The 15,623-nt window shown below is 67.8% G+C and carries 17 protein-coding genes; 14 read left to right on the top strand and 3 right to left on the bottom strand.

All coding sequences use genetic code 11. The annotated features are described in order from the left end of the window. Positions 1-64 precede the first annotated feature (64 nt). The 3 genes from E3T61_RS15080 to E3T61_RS21940 all read left to right on the top strand — a co-directional run bounded on the left by E3T61_RS15080 (position 65) and on the right by E3T61_RS21940 (position 2,495). A complete protein-coding gene (locus E3T61_RS15080; RefSeq protein ID WP_134641643.1) occupies positions 65-1,753 on the top strand; it encodes a long-chain-fatty-acid--CoA ligase in 1,689 nt (562 codons plus the stop codon). A 129-nt stretch (positions 1,754-1,882) separates the two neighbouring features. Further along, positions 1,883-2,344 (top strand): DUF6325 family protein, encoded by a 462-nt coding sequence (locus tag E3T61_RS15085; RefSeq protein WP_134641644.1) that lies wholly within the window; start codon positions 1,883-1,885, stop codon positions 2,342-2,344. A 1-nt stretch (position 2,345) separates the two neighbouring features. Continuing rightward, complete coding sequence (locus tag E3T61_RS21940) at positions 2,346-2,495, top strand: hypothetical protein (protein WP_166793257.1); 150 nt, start codon at positions 2,346-2,348, stop codon at positions 2,493-2,495. Positions 2,496-2,576: 81 nt separating this feature from the next. On the opposite strand, the gene E3T61_RS15090 is transcribed toward E3T61_RS21940, so the two are convergent. Beyond that, a complete protein-coding gene (locus tag E3T61_RS15090) occupies positions 2,577-3,242 on the bottom strand; it encodes a hypothetical protein (RefSeq protein WP_134641645.1) in 666 nt (221 codons plus the stop codon). Between the two features lie 358 nt (positions 3,243-3,600). Here E3T61_RS15090 and E3T61_RS15095 point away from each other — a divergent pair, with 358 nt between their 5' ends. The 7 genes from E3T61_RS15095 (at position 3,601) to E3T61_RS15125 (ending at position 8,887) form a co-directional block, all read left to right on the top strand. Then, entirely contained in the window at positions 3,601-4,242 is a 642-nt protein-coding gene (locus E3T61_RS15095) for a PadR family transcriptional regulator (RefSeq protein ID WP_134641646.1), read from the top strand. Between the two features lie 52 nt (positions 4,243-4,294). Then, the gene (locus E3T61_RS15100) at positions 4,295-4,858 is read left to right on the top strand and encodes a nitroreductase family deazaflavin-dependent oxidoreductase (protein WP_134641647.1); all 564 of its coding nucleotides are present in this window, start codon (positions 4,295-4,297) and stop codon (positions 4,856-4,858) included. Then, entirely contained in the window at positions 4,855-5,394 is a 540-nt protein-coding gene (locus tag E3T61_RS15105) for an SRPBCC domain-containing protein (protein ID WP_134641648.1), read from the top strand. The genes E3T61_RS15100 and E3T61_RS15105 overlap by 4 nt, the downstream gene beginning before the upstream one ends. Positions 5,395-5,844: 450 nt before the next feature. After that, positions 5,845-6,822, top strand: coding sequence for an aggregation-promoting factor C-terminal-like domain-containing protein (locus E3T61_RS22100; protein ID WP_174777032.1), 978 nt, complete (start codon positions 5,845-5,847; stop codon positions 6,820-6,822). A 151-nt stretch (positions 6,823-6,973) separates the two neighbouring features. Next, entirely contained in the window at positions 6,974-7,435 is a 462-nt protein-coding gene (locus E3T61_RS15115) for a methyltransferase family protein (protein WP_134641649.1), read from the top strand. Between the two features lie 40 nt (positions 7,436-7,475). Beyond that, positions 7,476-8,474, top strand: coding sequence for an LLM class flavin-dependent oxidoreductase (locus E3T61_RS15120; protein ID WP_134641650.1), 999 nt, complete (start codon positions 7,476-7,478; stop codon positions 8,472-8,474). Positions 8,475-8,527: 53 nt separating this feature from the next. Continuing rightward, positions 8,528-8,887, top strand: a complete 360-nt coding sequence (locus tag E3T61_RS15125; RefSeq protein WP_134641651.1) for an MmcQ/YjbR family DNA-binding protein — start codon at positions 8,528-8,530, stop codon at positions 8,885-8,887. On the opposite strand, the gene E3T61_RS15130 is transcribed toward E3T61_RS15125, so the two are convergent. Together E3T61_RS15130 and E3T61_RS15135 are read right to left on the bottom strand one after the other, a co-directional pair. Then, positions 8,888-10,111, bottom strand: a complete 1,224-nt coding sequence (locus tag E3T61_RS15130; RefSeq protein ID WP_241992597.1) for an MFS transporter — start codon at positions 10,109-10,111, stop codon at positions 8,888-8,890. 61 nt (positions 10,112-10,172) lie between these two features. Beyond that, positions 10,173-11,228: a LacI family DNA-binding transcriptional regulator gene (locus tag E3T61_RS15135; protein WP_241992598.1), complete on the bottom strand. Its 1,056-nt coding sequence runs from the start codon at positions 11,226-11,228 to the stop codon at positions 10,173-10,175. Between the two features lie 371 nt (positions 11,229-11,599). Here E3T61_RS15135 and E3T61_RS15140 point away from each other — a divergent pair, with 371 nt between their 5' ends. Genes E3T61_RS15140 through E3T61_RS15155 form a run of 4 tightly spaced genes read left to right on the top strand, consistent with a single transcriptional unit; the run spans position 11,600 to position 15,621 of the window. Continuing rightward, on the top strand, positions 11,600-12,883 hold the full coding sequence (locus E3T61_RS15140) for an ABC transporter substrate-binding protein (protein ID WP_166793258.1): 1,284 nt from the start codon (positions 11,600-11,602) through the stop codon (positions 12,881-12,883). A 2-nt stretch (positions 12,884-12,885) separates the two neighbouring features. After that, positions 12,886-13,842, top strand: coding sequence for a carbohydrate ABC transporter permease (locus tag E3T61_RS15145; protein ID WP_134641654.1), 957 nt, complete (start codon positions 12,886-12,888; stop codon positions 13,840-13,842). Beyond that, positions 13,839-14,765 (top strand): carbohydrate ABC transporter permease, encoded by a 927-nt coding sequence (locus E3T61_RS15150; protein ID WP_134641655.1) that lies wholly within the window; start codon positions 13,839-13,841, stop codon positions 14,763-14,765. Before E3T61_RS15145 ends, E3T61_RS15150 begins: the two co-directional genes overlap by 4 nt. Before the next feature lie 46 nt (positions 14,766-14,811). Beyond that, on the top strand, positions 14,812-15,621 hold the full coding sequence (locus E3T61_RS15155) for an SDR family NAD(P)-dependent oxidoreductase (RefSeq protein WP_241992599.1): 810 nt from the start codon (positions 14,812-14,814) through the stop codon (positions 15,619-15,621). Positions 15,622-15,623: the final 2 nt, after the last annotated feature.

Below are 15,623 nucleotides of genomic sequence, written 5' to 3' on the forward strand. Positions count from 1 at the left end.
GACGTGCTCCGCCCGGCGCCGTGTTGCGCCCCCACACTGGAGCAGTTCGCGGGAGTATGGCTGCATGGCCATTACTGAGCAACAGCCCTGGGTTAAGCACTACCAGCCGGGCGTGCCCGCAGAAATCGACTACCCCACCACCTCGCTCGTCGAGATGCTGGAGCACGCGGTCGCGGAGGCCGGTGACGCCCCGGCGCTGGAGTTCTTCGGGCGCCGCACCAGCTATGCGGAACTCGGCGCCCAGATCGACCGGGCGGCGGAGGGACTGCGCCTGCTCGGCGTGCGCGCCGGCGACAGGGTCGCCCTGATCCTGCCGAACTGCCCGCAACACGTTGTGGCGTTCTATGCGGTCCTCCGCCTGGGCGGCATTGTCGTGGAGCACAACCCGCTCTACACCTCGCCCGAACTCCGGCACCAGTTCGAAGACCACCAGGCCCGCATCGTGATCGCCTGGGACAAGGTCGCTCCCACCGTTCGGGCATTCCCTGCCGACATCGAGATCGACCACATCGTGTCCGTCAACCTGCTCCAGGCGTTCCCCACCATCAAGAGACTGGCCCTCTACCTGCCGGTCAAGAGCCTCCGCGAATCCCGTGCGGCGTTGACCGGTTCGGCGGCCGGCACCACCCCGTGGAAGGACCTGTTCACCCACGGCGCCATCGACCCGACCCACCCGCGGCCCGCGATGCACGACCTGGCGGCCATCCAGTACACCTCCGGCACCACCGGCCGCCCCAAGGGCGCGATGCTCACGCACTACAACCTGCACTGCAATGCGTTGCAGGGCGAGGCCTGGATGCACGGCGCCGAGTACCGCAAGGAGGTCTTCTACGCGATCCTGCCGATGTTCCACTCCTTCGGACTCACGCTGTACCTGACCTACGGCATCCACAAGCAGGCCCTGATCGTGCTGTTTCCCAAGTTCGACCCGAAAACCGTGCTCGACACCATGAAGAAGACCCCGGCCACGGTGTATTGCGCGGTGCCGCCGATCTACGAGCGCACCGCGCTCGCCGCGAAGGAACGCGGCATCTCGCTGCGCTCCTGCCGGTTCTGCATCTCCGGGGCGATGAATCTGCCCGACCACGTCGTGGAGCTGTGGGAATCCGTCTCCGGCGGGCTGCTGGTGGAGGGCTTCGGCATGACCGAGGCTTCCCCGGTGGCGATGGGCAATCCGTTCTATCCCACCCGTCGGCCCGGCACCGTCGGCATCCCGTTCTCGTCGACCCTGATGAAGGTCACCGATCCCGATGACCCGACCGTCGAGGTCGAGAAGGGGCAGCCGGGCGAGCTGCTGCTCAAGGGCCCGCAGGTATTCCAGGGCTACTGGAACAACCCGGAGGAGACCGCCAAAACCCTCACTCCCGACGGCTGGCTGCGCACCGGCGACATTGTCACCGTGGACGAGGACGGGTTCTCCACCATCGTCGACCGGGCCAAGGACCTGATCATCACCGGTGGATTCAACGTGGCGCCCACCGAGGTGGAGACCGTGCTGCGTCTGCACGCTTCGGTGATTGACGCGGCCGTCTTCGGCAAGACGCTGGAGCGCGGCGGCGAGATGGTCGTCGCCGCCGTCGAACTCGAACCCGGCGCGACCCTGGACGAGAAGGCTCTGCAGGATCACTGCCGGGAGCACCTGGCCGCCTACAAAATTCCGCGCCGGATCGTGCAGATCACCGACACCCCGCGCACGATGCTGGGAAAGGTGCTGCGCCGCAAGGTGCGCGAACAGGTGCTGCCGACGCTCTGACCTGCCTTCACCCGTCGCGGGTGACGCGAGCGCTGCCGGAGGGTTGGACACTGACACCTCCGGCAGTCGGAGCCGACGGCGCACGCTCGTGCCCGTCGTTCGCATCATCTCAGCGAAGTGGAGTGGGTTATGACGGACACCATCGATGAACTCGGGCCGGTCGACTGGATAGTCGTGGAGTTTCCGGGCAGCACCTTCAACGGGTCGATCGCTCCGGAGATCACCTCCCTCGTGGACCGCGGCCTGGTGAAGATCCTGGACCTGCTGATCCTCAAGAAGGACGCGGACGGCGCGCTGGAGATCGCCGAACTGTCGGATGTCGACGACGGCGAACTCGGCGAGTTGCGCGCCTTCGAAACCGAGCTGGCCACTCTCCTCAGCGAGGACGACGTGATCTCGGCAGCCGAGGCCATCGAGCCCGGCAGCAGCGCCGCGCTCCTGGTCTGGGAGAACCTCTGGGCCGCCCCGTTCGGAGCGTCGGTGCGGCACGCCGGCGGCCAGCTAGTCGCCAGCGGGCGCATCCCGGTGCAGGCCCTCGCCGCCGCCATCGAAGCCGATGACTCGGCTGCACACACCGGGGAAGGAGCCTGACATGCCTATTGCACGCAGAAGGGTCGGCCGGCCAGGGGTGATCGGGGCTCCCGTGGCCCGCACCGCCGCCACCGTCGGCACGGCGGCAGTCGTGGCCCACGGGGTGCGACGGCGCGGCGACCGCAGGGACGAGAGGCGCGACCGCCGCTGAGCCAGAGCCTGAGCCACGAAAGGGCGACTCCCCGAAGGGAGTCGCCCGGTCGTTCAGTGCAGGGAAATCCTGCCGGAAGGCCTAGTCGCCCAGGACGGCGCCCAGGTCGAGGTCGCCGAGGTTGACGTCGCCGAGGGAGTCGTTCACTGCCGAGTCGACAGCGTCGTTGATCTCGGCGCCGAGGTCGCCACCGGTCACGTCGCCACCGGTCACGTCGCCACCGGTGATGTCACCCAGGTCGGCCTCGTTCGCCGAGCCGACCGGTGCATCCACCGGTGCGGTCACGGGCGCGGTGACCGACGTGTCGTTGCCCGAAGCCACCGGTCCGTTCCCGGACGCGATCGGGGCGTCGATGCCGTTGGCGATGTTGTTGCCGGAGGCCACGTCACCGATGTCGCTGTTCAGCGAGTCCTCAACGAGCGGGCCGTTGACGAGCGGCCCGGTCGAGATGTCGCCCTCGTTGACGGAGGTGTCGGTACCGGAAACATCGGTACCGGAGATGTCGGCACCCGAAACCACGGGGGCCAGGATGCCGGTGCCGGACGCGCCGTTGCCGGCTACGGCGTCACGCAGGATGTCATCGATGAGATCGGTGTTGCTGGCCGACGAGGAGCTGTCGGTCACGGTGGCTGCTGCATTGTCGAGCTCAGCGGCCTGGGCGGGAGCCACGAGGCCTCCCACGATGAGGGCGGATGCTGCTGCGCCGGTGATGCCGAATGCGGTGATGCGCTTAGTGATGGTCTTCATTTTCGTAGCTCCAATTCATTAGTTTCGCTCCGGCCTCGGTGTGAACCGGGCCGCATAGGTGGTCCGGAGCGCGTGCACTCCTGGATTGGTCCGGCCGCGATTGTTCGCCTGCGATGGGCCGGAATAACGTCGGTGTCCGGGGTCTCAGCTACGCGCCGTTCCCAGTCGTGGCGGGCGATGGCCGCCGCACCGAGCACAGTCGAAAGGATTCTCGAAAACTTTCCTCCCCACCCGGCAATCATTGACATGCCGACACGTAGCGATATATCGTTGAGTATCGCGGAAGTTCCGCGGCGTATCGGCACGGAGGCACCCCAGCGGGCCGATGTGAGACGCGCAACGTGAAAGGAATGCGACCATGAAGCGCTTTCACCACACCCACCATCCAGACTCCGGCGCCGCTGCCTTCGGCGGGACGGAGTTCGGCCCGGGCATGAACCGTGCCCACCACGACTCCCCGCAGGCTCACGGCCGCGGCTTCGGCCGGGGCTTCGGTCCGGGAGGTCCCGGCTTCGGCGGCTTCGGCCCGGGGTTCGGCCCCGGCGGACCGCGCGGCTCCCGTCGTGCCAACAAGGGCGACGTTCGCTCGGCGATCCTCTCGCTCCTGGCCGACGGCCCCTCCAACGGGTACGGACTGATCCGGGCCATCGAGGAGAAGACCGGCGGGGCCTGGCGCCCCAGCCCCGGCTCCATCTATCCCACGCTGCAGCAACTCGTCGACGAAGAGCTCATCGCGCCGACCGGCACCGAACGCCGCACCGACTATCAACTCACGGATGCCGGCCGGGCCTACTTGGCCGAGCACGCCGACGACCTCAAAAAGGCGTGGGAGGCCACCCCCGGTCAGTCGGATGCCGACGCGGCCTTCCACGAGAGCGTCGGCAAGCTCTTCGGCGTGGTGCACCAGTTCCGTTCCGCAGCCACCGATGCCCAGCGCGCCGCCGCGACCGAGAAGCTCGACGAGGTGCGCCGCGCGCTGTACCTCATCCTCGCCGACTGACATAGGGCAGCGACCAGTCGCCGACGGCCGGCGACCGGGACAGAATGGCGGCATGTCCATCGTTCTCAGCCTGGTCCGCTCGGCCGTGGCGCCACTGACCCGCACCCGGCTGTTCCGGGCGACCGCGCCGGTGCTGCTGCCGCCGCTCGAGCGCGCCCTCGACCGGGTCAGCAGGGGACGGGTGCAATTGAGCGCCCTTCTGGTGCCCTCGCTGGTGCTGCGCACGACGGGAGCCCGGTCCGGCCTGGCGCGGGAGAGTCGACTGATGTACACGCCGGACGGGCAGGGCCGGGCCATCGTGGCCGGCACCAGCTTCGCCCGTGCGCGTCATCCGGCCTGGACCTACAACCTGATGGCGCATCCGGACGCGGATATCGTCGTGCGCGGCCGACGGCTGTCGGTGCGGGCGAGCATGATCGGCCCCGCCTGCCGGGATACGGCGTGGGAGCGGATCGAGCGCCAGTGGCCGGGATACCGTGCCTACGAACGCGACTCCGGTCGCATCGTGCGCATGTTCCTGCTGCGCCCGGTCGTCGAGGGCGGCGGCACATTGAACGCCCAGAGCCGAGCGGGGCAACGGGTCACCGAAGATCACCGAGAGGGCGCAACGACATGACGACCGACGATGAGACAGCACAGCCGCGGCTGGTGCCCGGCGAGCGCGGCCCTGACCTCATCCTCAGCCGCAACTTCGCGGTCGGTATCGACGAGGTGTGGGCGACCCTGACCGACCCGGCCCGCACCACCGGTTGGTTCGGGCCCTGGGAGGGCGAGGGCACACCGGGCGGAACCATTCGGGTTCAGATGCGCTTCGAAGAGGGCGACCCGTGGGTGCCGATGCGGATCGACGCCTGCGACCGTCCCGCCCGGCTGGCCGTCTCCATGCTCGAAGACCAGGGCGACTGGCGGCTGGAGTTGGTGCTCGCCGAGACGGCCGGGGTCACCCGCCTGAGCCTGATTCACCACCTCACCGGGGTCGACGGCCTGGGGGAGATCGGCCCGGGCTGGGACTTCTACCTGGACCTCTTCGGTGCGGCCCTGCGGGACGCACCGTCAGGCGCGGGAGCCGTGCCTGTGTTCACTGACTACTATCCGGCCCGATCGACGGTCTTCACGGCGTTGGCCGAGACCTACCCACGGCGCTCCAGCTGAGCCGTCACGCAGACATTCTTGCGGTGAGGCGCGCGACGTCCGCGCCCATCTGCTCGCGCATCGCGCAGCGTTCGAAGCCGCTCTCGGCGCGTATGACCTGCACGTTACCGATACGGGAACGGCCTCACGGCTGAGTTTTCAAGGGGGTTGCGAGTTTTTTTTGAACTGTTTTTGACCCGCCCCCCGCCGCTTCAAACGACGGAATCGGTCGGCATCCGAGCCTGGAATCAGCGTCTCATCTGGCATTGAGAAGTGATCCTGTTCATGCGCTTCGATACAACAGGGGTACACGCATTGGGGGGATCTTCCCGGCAAAAGGTGAGGATCCATTCAGAAACGTGCTGCAGGGTGGTCACTTCGCCCGGGCGGGCCCCCGCCCGTGGAACGTTGAACAAGAACCGCTCTGCGCCCGCGTACCTGCGTTTCGCTCAGTGAGAGACATACATAACTGTGACTTCCCCGATTTCCAGCACTCCAGCAATACCCGAAACCTCCGCAACAGCCGTCATCTCCGCGCAGCCCCAGTCCCCGCCCCTGGAGACCCGGGCGTCGAAGACCCACCGCACCCGGGTCACCCGCCGGTCGGCGGCGGCCCTGGCTGTCCTCACCATCGGCGCGATGGCCGGAACCGGCTTCGTGCTCGAGCCGGCCATGGCAGCGCAGAACGACCGCGTCGCCGCTTCAGCGTCCCTCGCGTCCGGCTCCGGCCGGCACGCTGAGCAGCTCGACGCCTACAGCGGCATCGCGGCCGCCCATGCCGAGAAGGCCGCCGCAGGCACCCTGGCCGGCGCGACCGCCGTGATCACCGCCGCCCAGAACAAGACCGACGCCACCGAGCTGGCCACCCCGGTGGCGATGCTCAGCAACTACGAGTACCTCGCGCCGGCGCGGATCTATGAGCTCGTCGACCTCACCAACGCTGCGGTGCCGCCTGTGCAGGCCGCAACGGCCGAGGCCGATCGTGTCGCCGCCGAGCAGGCCGCGGCTGCCACCGCTGCCGCCGAGGCCGCCGCAGCCCAGCAGGCCGCCGATGCGAAAGCCGCGGCCGATGCGAAGGCAGCGCAGTCCGCGCAGTCGGCTCCGAAGGCCAGCACAGCGCCGGCCCCGTCGGCCCCGGCCAACCCGAGCGGCGCCCAGGCCATCGCCCGCGACATGATGGCCGCCAAGTATGGTTGGGGCTCCGATCAGTTCGGCTGCCTCGTCAGCCTGTGGGACAAGGAGTCCGGCTGGAACGTGAACGCCTACAACGCCTCCAGCGGTGCCACCGGAATCCCGCAGGCGCTGCCCGGCAGCAAGATGGCCACGGCTGGTGCGGACTGGCAGACGAACGCCGCCACGCAGATCTCGTGGGGCCTGGGCTACATCTCAGGCAGCTACGGCACTCCGTGCGCGGCCTGGGCTAAGTCCGAGTCCGTCGGCTGGTACTAGCCAACCTCGTATTCGACAGAACCTGGAACGGCCCGCGGGCAGCAGGTCAGGGCATGAGCTCCTGGCCGCTGATCCGCGGGCCGTTCTGCGTACAGGCTGGGAAGAGCGCCGGGACCTGCCCAGCACGGTAAGGCGGGCGTACTCTCGGGGCATGAAACGTGCGCTCGCGTCCGGCTTGGTCGTCGTGCAGATCTTTCTGCTGGTCGCCCTCCTTCTCTCGCCGCATGGCACCGTCTGGCCGGTGAATGGCTTTGTCGTGGCCACCGCTATCGCCCTCATCGCGGTGGGGGTGACCCTGGCGGTCCAGGGCTCCACCACCCTCGGCCCGGCAATGACGGCGAGCCCGATACCGCGCGAGGATGCCCCGCTGGCCACGAACGGGGTGTACGCGGTGGTGCGCAACCCCATTTACACCGGGCTGATGTCCGGCGGGCTGGGCCTGGTCTTGATCGGCTCCTCCCTGCTGCACGTGGTGGTCTGGGCGGCACTGGTCGGCCTCCTGGCCGGGAAGACCCGGTGGGAGGAGCAGATGCTCGTCGAGGAGCATCCGGCCTACTCGGACTACGCGGCCAGGGTCGGCCGGTTTCTGCCCGGTGTCGGCCGAATCCGCTGACGCGGGTAACGATTCGCCCGCGAAAACCGTTACGCCCAATATGACGACACCGCTTTCCATTCTTGACCTCGCCCCCATTGCCCCCGGACAGAGCGTGAGGGAGAGCTTCGCGGCCAGCGTTGCCCTCGCCCAGGCCGCCGAAAAGCACGGGTACGAAAGGGTCTGGTATGCCGAGCACCACAACATGCCCACGATCGCCTCGTCGGCTACGAGCGTGCTCGTAGGCCATGTCGCCTCGCAGACGTCCACCATCCGGCTCGGATCCGGCGGCGTGATGCTGCCCAACCACTCGCCGCTGACCATTGCCGAGCAGTACGGCACCCTCGCGGAGCTATACCCGGGCCGCATCGACCTCGGTCTGGGCCGGGCGCCCGGCAGCGACCAGACCACCGCCAGGGCCATGCGCCGCGACCCGCGCGCCTCCGACCAGTTCCCGCAGGACGTGATGGAACTGGCCGCCTACCTGCGCGACGAGTCGATCATCCCGGGGGTACGAGCAGTTCCGGGCGCCGGCACCAACGTTCCCCTGTACATCCTGGGGTCCTCCCTCTTCGGCGCCGGCCTCGCGGCGGCGCTGGGCCTGCCGTACGCGTTCGCGTCGCACTTCGCCCCCGACTCGCTGTTCGAGGCCGTCTCCCTCTACCGCCGCGATTTCACGCCGTCCGCGCAACTGGCCGAGCCCTACCTGCTGGTGGCCGCCAACGTGATCGCGGCCGACGAGGGGGCGGATGCGGCGGGGCAGTTCGAGATCATGCGCCGCTCCAGGGTGCGCAGCATGATCGCCCGTGGACCGGCGTCACCGGAGTACTCCGACGAACAGATCGACGCGTTCCTGACCACCACCGAGGGGCGTCGCCTCGCCGACATGATGCGGTACACGGCCGTGGGCACGCCCGCGGACGTGCGCACCTTCCTCAACGACCTGGTCGCATCCACCGGAGCCGACGAACTGATCCTGGCCCACGCCTCGCAGCAGATCGGTGACCGGCTGCGTTCGGTGGAGCTGACCGCCGGCGCCATGGCCGGCGTCCTGGCCTAAAGCGCAACGGCCCGGGGTGCGCTCGGCGGGGAAGAGTCGGTAAGGTCCCAGTTATGACACCTGATTCCCTCGTCGAGTTTTGCCTGAGCCTGCCACAGGCCGCCGAGACGTTTCCGTTCGGCGAGGAGATCAGCGTCTTCAAGACCACCGGGAACGGCAAGGTCTTCGCTCTCAGCGCGCTGGAGGGCGACCCCCTGAGCGTGTCGCTGAAGTGCGATCCCGAGGAGGGCCGGGCGCTGCGAGAGGAGTTCCCCGATCACATCACTCCGGGCTACCACCTGAACAAGAAGCACTGGATCACCGTCGTGCTCGACGGCTTCGTGCCCGACGAACTCGTGGAGAACCTGCTGCGCGACAGTCACGCGCTGGTGCGCCCGAAGGTGCCGCGCGCGCCCCGGGGGAGCGCCGGGTAGTCACCGCCGCCGGATCCGCCAGCGACCGGGACGCCCGGCTCGCCAGTCCCAGGTCAGTTGATGGCGCCTGGCAAGCACGATCGCGATCGTGATGGCCGCTGTGGCCGGCACGAGGCCGGAGACCATCATGCCGGTGTGCGCGCCGTAGTGCTCGATCAGCCATCCCATCAGCGGGCTGCCGAGAGCCTGGCCGCCGAGCAGAACCAGTACGTAGACCGACATCACCCGGCCGCGGATGAGCACGTTCGAGGAGAGCTGGACCAGCGGGTTGCAGGCCATGAAGAAGAACTGATTGGCGATGCCGGAGGCCACGAGCACCAGGCCGAAAGCCAGCTGGGTGGGCATAAGTCCCAGCGAGGCCTGGATGAGAGCCCACACCCCGCCGCAGAAGATGACGGTGCGCAGCCGGATGGTGACCCGCCTGGTCGACGCCAACGCACCGACCAGCGCGCCCACGGCGACCAGGCTGTTGAACAGCCCGTAACCTCCCGCCCCTGCGGCAAAGACGTCACCGGCGAAGGCCACGAGCAGCACGGGCATGTTGAGGGCGAAGACCGAGAGGAACGACATCATCACGAGCGGCCAGAGGATGGTGGGGGTGGCGACGACGTAGCGCAGTCCCTCCCGCAGCTGGCCTTTGCTGCGGGGCGTGGGCGGCTTCCGATGCAACGCCGTGGTGTCCAGGAGCAGAAGCGCGAGCACAGTGACCAGGCAGGCGATCCCGTTGATGGCAAATGACCACCCCGCACCGACGGCCACGATCAGCAGGCCGCTGACCGCCGGGCCGACCAGCCCGCCCAGCTGGAACGCCGAGGAATTGACCGTGATGGCGTTCCGCAGGAACTGCGGACCCACCATCTCGTTCACGAACACCTGCCGGGTGGGGTTGTCGATGACGGTGACGAGCCCGAGCACGAAGGCGATCACCCACACCTGCCACACCTCGACGACACCGCTCAGGGTGAGCACAGCGAGGGTGAGGCTGAGCACGGACGCGGCGGACTGCGTGATCAGCAGCAGCATCCGTTTGGAATAGCGGTCGACGACGACCCCGCCGAGGAGGCCGAAGAGAAGCATCGGGGTGAACTGCATGGCCACGGTCACACCGACGGCCGCGACGCTGTCGGTCAGCTGCAGCACCAGCCAGCCCTGGGCGATGCGTTGCATCCAGGTGGCGGTCATGGCGATCACGTTGGAGATCGTGAACAGCCTGAAGTTGGGCACGGTGAGGGAATCCAGAGTGATTCCCCACCGACGGCGGCCGGGTGGCGGGGGAGGCGGGGTGCTAGTCGACAGGCGGTGCCGCCGTCGATCCGCGCACGATCAGCTCAGGTCGAAGGAGCACCGACCGGCCCGGTTCGCCGGTGGTGAGGCCGTGGTGAGAGACGATCTCGGCAATGGCCAGCCGGGCCATCTGGCCGATCGGCTGGCGCACCGTTGTGAGCGGCGGGTCGTAGAGATCGGCCAGGATGATGTCGTCGAAGCCGACCACGGACACGTCGCGGCCGACCTGGAGACCGAGGTCCCGCAGGCCCCGGCAGACGCCGAGGGCGGTCATGTCGTTGATGGCCACCACGCCGGTCGGCGGGTTCGCGGCGGCGAAGATCTCGTGGGCGGCGCGGCGGCCCACATCGGCCGCTTCGACGTCACCGAAGGGCGCCTCGTCGGCGCCGGCCCAGAGGGTCATGTCCGCCACGGCGAGTCCGGCGGCCTCGACGGCCGAGCAGAACCCCTCGTACCGCCCGGTGCGGTTGACCGAACGGAGCGAGCCGGAGACGAAGGTGAGATTCCGGTGGCCGAGGCTCGTGAGGTGAGAGGCGGCCAGATGGCCGCCCACCACATTGTTGATGCTGATGCTGACAACGGTGGACGGGTCGTCGGCCTGGGTGGGCCGGTCTAAGGTGATCAGGCGCAACCCCTGCTCGATGATGTGGGCCAGGTGCTTCAACGATGGCAGTGACGTGCACAGCACGATCTCCCGTACACCGTCGTCCCACAGCTCCTCGACATAGCGGCGTTCCCGGTCGGGGTCGCGCTCGCTGTTGCAGAGCAGCACGTTGTAGCCCTCGGCGAGAGCGGCGTGCTCGAGTTCCCGGGCGAACGCGCCCCAGAACGGATTGCCCACTGACGGCACGATGAGGCCGACGGTGCGGGTGCGGCCGGTTCGCAGCTCGCGGGCCGCCCGGTTTGGCCGGTAGCCGAGCTGGCTGATCGCTTCGGTGATGCGGTCCCGCGTGGCGGGCAGCATGCGACCCGAGCGGCCGTTCAGCAGGTTGGACACCGTGCTCGCCGAAACACCGGCGGCCCGAGCGACCTGTTGGATCGTAACCTTCTCCATCATTGTCCGTTCACGTGGCGGTCGAGGTATGGGGGATTCCAGCAGTGTAACGATCTACCGGCAGGTTGGCAATGTTGGGCACGTCTCGTGCCCGGCGAGGGCCGGTTGCCCCCTGGCCTGCCAGGCTGAAGATTGCTTGACGAATCAAAAAACGCCAGTTATGGTCAGTAAATCGTTACACCAGTCAGACGGGCCAGAGTCACGAGCTTGGCCCCCAACGGCGGTACGACGACGACGAAGACGTCTGAGTTTGCGGCAGCGTCGCCACCAACTAATTCACTCCCCGTGAAGGGAAAATGCTCATGAACTTTCGGACAGCACGAACGACTTCCACGAGACAGGCTGTGACAGCCAGCGGCGCAACACGGCGCCACGTGGCCCTGCGGTATTCCGCCCTCGGCACCGCGGCGGTCCTGGCCCTGGCCCTGTCTGCATGCTCCGCCGAGGAGGGGTCGGCGACTGAAGACTCCGATACGGTCAGCGGCGACATCACCCTGCTCACGCCCATCTACGAAGGCGCGGCCGGCCAACGCCTGCTCGAGGACGAACTGCTGCCGCAGTTCTACGAGCAGTACCCGGATGTGACCGTCACCGTGGACTACACCAACTTCGCCCGGCTGAACGAAAAACTCACCACCGGGGTCGTCTCCGGCCTGGTGCCCGACGTCATGATGATGGGTGTCGGCTGGGTCGAGGCCTTCGCCGACAAGGGTGTGCTGGCCAATCTCTCCGAGTCCGGTATCAGCGTCGCCGACCTCGAGAAGTCGACCACGCCGGAGATCGTTCAGGCCGGCGTGTGGGAGGGCGACGTCTACGGCGTGCCGATCATGCTCGATGCCCGTTTCGGCGTCGCCCGGATGGACCTGTTGCGGGAGGCCGGCTACGACGCCCCGCCCAGCACCTGGGCCGAACTTGTGGAGATGGCCGAGGCCCTCACGGTGCGCTCGGACAGCGGCTCCCTCGAACGGGCCGGCTTCGACGTACTCTCGCTGGATGCCCGGCAAATGTACGAGACCATGCTGTTCTCCTCGGGTGGCACACTGTTCAACGACGACAACACCGCGCCGGCGTTCAACTCCGACGAGGGTATCGAGGCCCTGGAATCCGTGGTCGACCTCATCCACACCAGCAAGGTGGAGGACACCGGTTTCTCCTCGACCAAGGAAACCGTCAACCCGCTGATCAACGGCCGCGCGGCCATGGGTATCGCGCACAACAACCTCTGGACCCAGACCCTGGAGGCCGCCCCTGAGCTGCTGCCGGAGCTTGAGCCATTCCTGATCCCCGGAGACGCGCCGGGCATGTTCGTCGGCGGCACCCTGGCCACGATGTCGAAGGGCTCCGAGCACCCGGCGGCCGCCCAGGCCCTGCTCGAATTCCTCGCCAGCCCCGGACCGGCCCTGGCCGCGAACGAACAGCGTGGCAACATCCCGGCCCTTACCGAACTGCTCGACAGCGATTACGCCCAGGGCAACCGGTTGGTGCAGTTCTCGATGGAGAACCTCGACGTGGCCAAGCGTGAGGGCGGACCCAGCGAGTGGCTCGGACTGCGCGGCGAGATCGCGCCCGCCATCGAGTCCGCCCTGTTGGCGCAGAAGACCCCGAAGCAGGCTCTGGACGACCTCGCCGACCTGTTCACCTCCAAGATGGGCGGTTGACCATGAGCGCATCCACGCGCCCCGCCCCAACGACCAGACTTCTCCGCCCGGCCCGGGCCCTGCCGAGTGCACCCCGGCGGCCCGACCGGTCACGGTCCCAGCGCAAGCTGAGCCGGGCCGGCTGGCTGATGGTGACGCCGGCCGTCGCTCACATCGGGCTCTGGACCGCCCTGCCGGTGCTGGCGACCTTCGCCCTGAGCCTGACCGACTACAACATCTTCGACGCCCCGCGTTGGATCGGGATCGACAACTACATCCAGATCTGGAACGATCCCACCTTCCGCCTGGCCACCTGGAACACCGTCGTCTACACGTTCTGGACGGTGCCGGTGTCGATGGCCATCGCCATGGTCATCGCTGTGGCGCTCAACCAGAACCTCTGGCTGCGCACCTGGTACCGCACCGCGTTCTTCCTGCCGCAGGTCACGGCCACGGTCGCGATCGCGATGGTGTGGCTGTGGATCTACAACCCGCAGCAGGGACTCCTCAACGCGGCGCTGTCGGTCATCGGCATCCCCGGGCAGGCCTGGCTGGCCAACCCGGACTGGTCCCTCTGGGCCGTCATCCTGGTCGGGGCCTGGCAGGGCATCGGCATCAAGATGCTCATCTATATCGCCGCCCTGCAGAACGTGGACAACAGCCTGTACGAAGCGGCGTCCGTGGACGGGGCCTCTGTGGTGCGCAAGTTCTTCGCCATCACGCTGCCGATGCTCAAGCCGGCCACGTTCTTCGTGCTCGTCATCTCGATCATCGGAGCCTTCCAGGTATTCGACCAGATCTACGTCCTCACCGACGGCGGCCCGGCGAACGCGACGACCATGATGACCTACGAGGTCTACCGGTCCGCCTTCCAGAACTTCCAGATGGGCCTCGCCTCGGCGCAGTCCGTCTGCCTCTTCGCCTTCCTGCTCGTGATGACCTTGATCAGCCGACGTGCGACCCGAGGTGATGACGAATGACCACCACACGGATGCAGCCGGGCACGACCCCGGCAGCGGTCCCGAAGCCGCGCATCAAGCGGCGGCGGCCGTGGAAGGGCAGGCTGCTGCTCAACGTGATCCTCAGCCTCGGCGCGTTCACCATGATCATCCCGTTCCTCTGGATGATCGCCACCTCGCTGAAGTCACCGGCTGAGCTGGCGCAGTTCCCGCCGACACTGCTGCCGCAGGTCTGGCAGTGGAGCAACTACAGCGAGGCCCTGCAGGCGGCTCCGTTCCACCTGTACTTCCGCAACAGCTTCCTGATCTCGGCGGGGCACACCATCATCACCCTGGTGCTGGGCTCGATGGCCGGGTACGCGCTGGCCCGCATTCCGTTCCGCGGGCGGGAATGGGTGTTCATGGGCTTTGTCGCGATGCTGATGATCCCCACGTACACGAAGATCGTGCCGCAGTTCCTACTGGTGAAGTTCATGCCGCTCTTCGGCGGCAACGACATCTTCGGCCAGGGCGGCACGGGCTGGCTGAACACCTGGTGGGCACTCATCATCCCCGGCGGGCTCAGCGCCACGGCGATCTTCCTGTTCCGGCAGTTCTATCTCTCACTGCCGCGCGAACTCGAAGAAGCAGCCCGGCTCGACGGCCTGAACGAGTTCCGCATCTACGCCCAGATCTACACGCCGCTGATCAAGCCGGCGCTGGCCACCGTGGCCCTGCTCACCTTCCAGGAGAGCTGGAACAACTTCCTCTGGCCGTTGCTGGTCACCACCAGGGACGACCTCCGGGTGATCCAGGTGGGGCTGGCGGTCTTCCAACAGCTCGACAGCACCTCGTGGCACTACCTGATGGCCGGCACCACCCTGGCCACCGTTCCCATGGTCGTGCTGTTCCTCTTCTGCCAGAAGTATTTCATCCAGGGATTCACCCATGCCGGCATCAAATAGTGCGGCATCCGGAACGACACCACTACACCCCACCAAAGGACTCACCATGCCGAACGACACCGCACCCCGTACCCCCTCGCCGCTCGGCGGCCTGCAGCTCGACCTCACCGGCCGACGCGCCCTGGTCACCGGTGGCGGCAGCGGTATCGGCGCCGCCATCGCCAGGGCCCTGGGCGCTCGGGGCGCCGATGTCGCCGTGCACTACGCGAACAGCAAGGACGGCGCTGAGGCCGTCGCCGGTGAGCTGATCGGAGCGGGGCGGCGCGCCATCGCCATCGGCGGCGACCTCACCGACCCGGCCCAGGCATCCGCCGTGGTGGCCGCCGCGGCCGCGCACCTGGGCGGCATCGACATCGTGGTGAACAATGCCGGCCACCTCGTTGGACGAGCCACCGTGGCCGAAATGTCCGACGAACACTGGGCGAGCGTGCTCTCGGTGAACGTCTCGAGCAGCTTCTACGTCACCCGCGCCGCCGTGCCGTACCTGGCCGAATCGGCCGCGGGGCGCGTGGTGCTGATGTCGTCGCTGGCCGGCGAGAACGGCGGCGGCGCCGGGTCGGTGGCCTACGCCACCGCCAAGGCCGCCGTCGTGGGGTTCGCCCGCGGACTGGCCAAGGAACTCGCCGCCGACAAGATCACCGTCAACGCCCTGGCGCCCGGCTTCATCGAGGACACGGCCTTCCACAACACCTTCACCCCGACGGCCGCACAGCAGAACATCGTCGCCGGCCTGCCCCTGCAACGGCCGGGGACGGTCGACGATGTCGCCGGCGCCGTGCTGTACCTGGCCTCGGATCTCTCGTCGTTCGTCACCGGTCAAGTGATCGACATCAACGGCGGGGCGAACTTCCGGTGACC

The organism is Cryobacterium lactosi (assembly GCF_004403945.1).
Classification (GTDB): domain Bacteria; phylum Actinomycetota; class Actinomycetes; order Actinomycetales; family Microbacteriaceae; genus Cryobacterium; species Cryobacterium lactosi.

Excerpts from the sequence above, each read along its gene's own strand:
- E3T61_RS15080 (WP_134641643.1), top strand. The coding sequence starts at position 65 with ATGGCCATTACTGAGCAACAGCCCTGGGTTAAGCACTACCAGCCGGGC.
- E3T61_RS15085 (WP_134641644.1), top strand. The coding sequence starts at position 1,883 with ATGACGGACACCATCGATGAACTCGGGCCGGTCGACTGGATAGTCGTG.
- E3T61_RS21940 (WP_166793257.1), top strand. The coding sequence starts at position 2,346 with ATGCCTATTGCACGCAGAAGGGTCGGCCGGCCAGGGGTGATCGGGGCT.
- E3T61_RS15090 (WP_134641645.1), bottom strand. The coding sequence starts at position 3,242 with ATGAAGACCATCACTAAGCGCATCACCGCATTCGGCATCACCGGCGCA.
- E3T61_RS15095 (WP_134641646.1), top strand. The coding sequence starts at position 3,601 with ATGAAGCGCTTTCACCACACCCACCATCCAGACTCCGGCGCCGCTGCC.
- E3T61_RS15100 (WP_134641647.1), top strand. The coding sequence starts at position 4,295 with ATGTCCATCGTTCTCAGCCTGGTCCGCTCGGCCGTGGCGCCACTGACC.
- E3T61_RS15105 (WP_134641648.1), top strand. The coding sequence starts at position 4,855 with ATGACGACCGACGATGAGACAGCACAGCCGCGGCTGGTGCCCGGCGAG.
- E3T61_RS15115 (WP_134641649.1), top strand. The coding sequence starts at position 6,974 with ATGAAACGTGCGCTCGCGTCCGGCTTGGTCGTCGTGCAGATCTTTCTG.
- E3T61_RS15120 (WP_134641650.1), top strand. The coding sequence starts at position 7,476 with ATGACGACACCGCTTTCCATTCTTGACCTCGCCCCCATTGCCCCCGGA.
- E3T61_RS15125 (WP_134641651.1), top strand. The coding sequence starts at position 8,528 with ATGACACCTGATTCCCTCGTCGAGTTTTGCCTGAGCCTGCCACAGGCC.
- E3T61_RS15135 (WP_241992598.1), bottom strand. The coding sequence starts at position 11,228 with ATGATGGAGAAGGTTACGATCCAACAGGTCGCTCGGGCCGCCGGTGTT.
- E3T61_RS15145 (WP_134641654.1), top strand. The coding sequence starts at position 12,886 with ATGAGCGCATCCACGCGCCCCGCCCCAACGACCAGACTTCTCCGCCCG.
- E3T61_RS15150 (WP_134641655.1), top strand. The coding sequence starts at position 13,839 with ATGACCACCACACGGATGCAGCCGGGCACGACCCCGGCAGCGGTCCCG.
- E3T61_RS15155 (WP_241992599.1), top strand. The coding sequence starts at position 14,812 with ATGCCGAACGACACCGCACCCCGTACCCCCTCGCCGCTCGGCGGCCTG.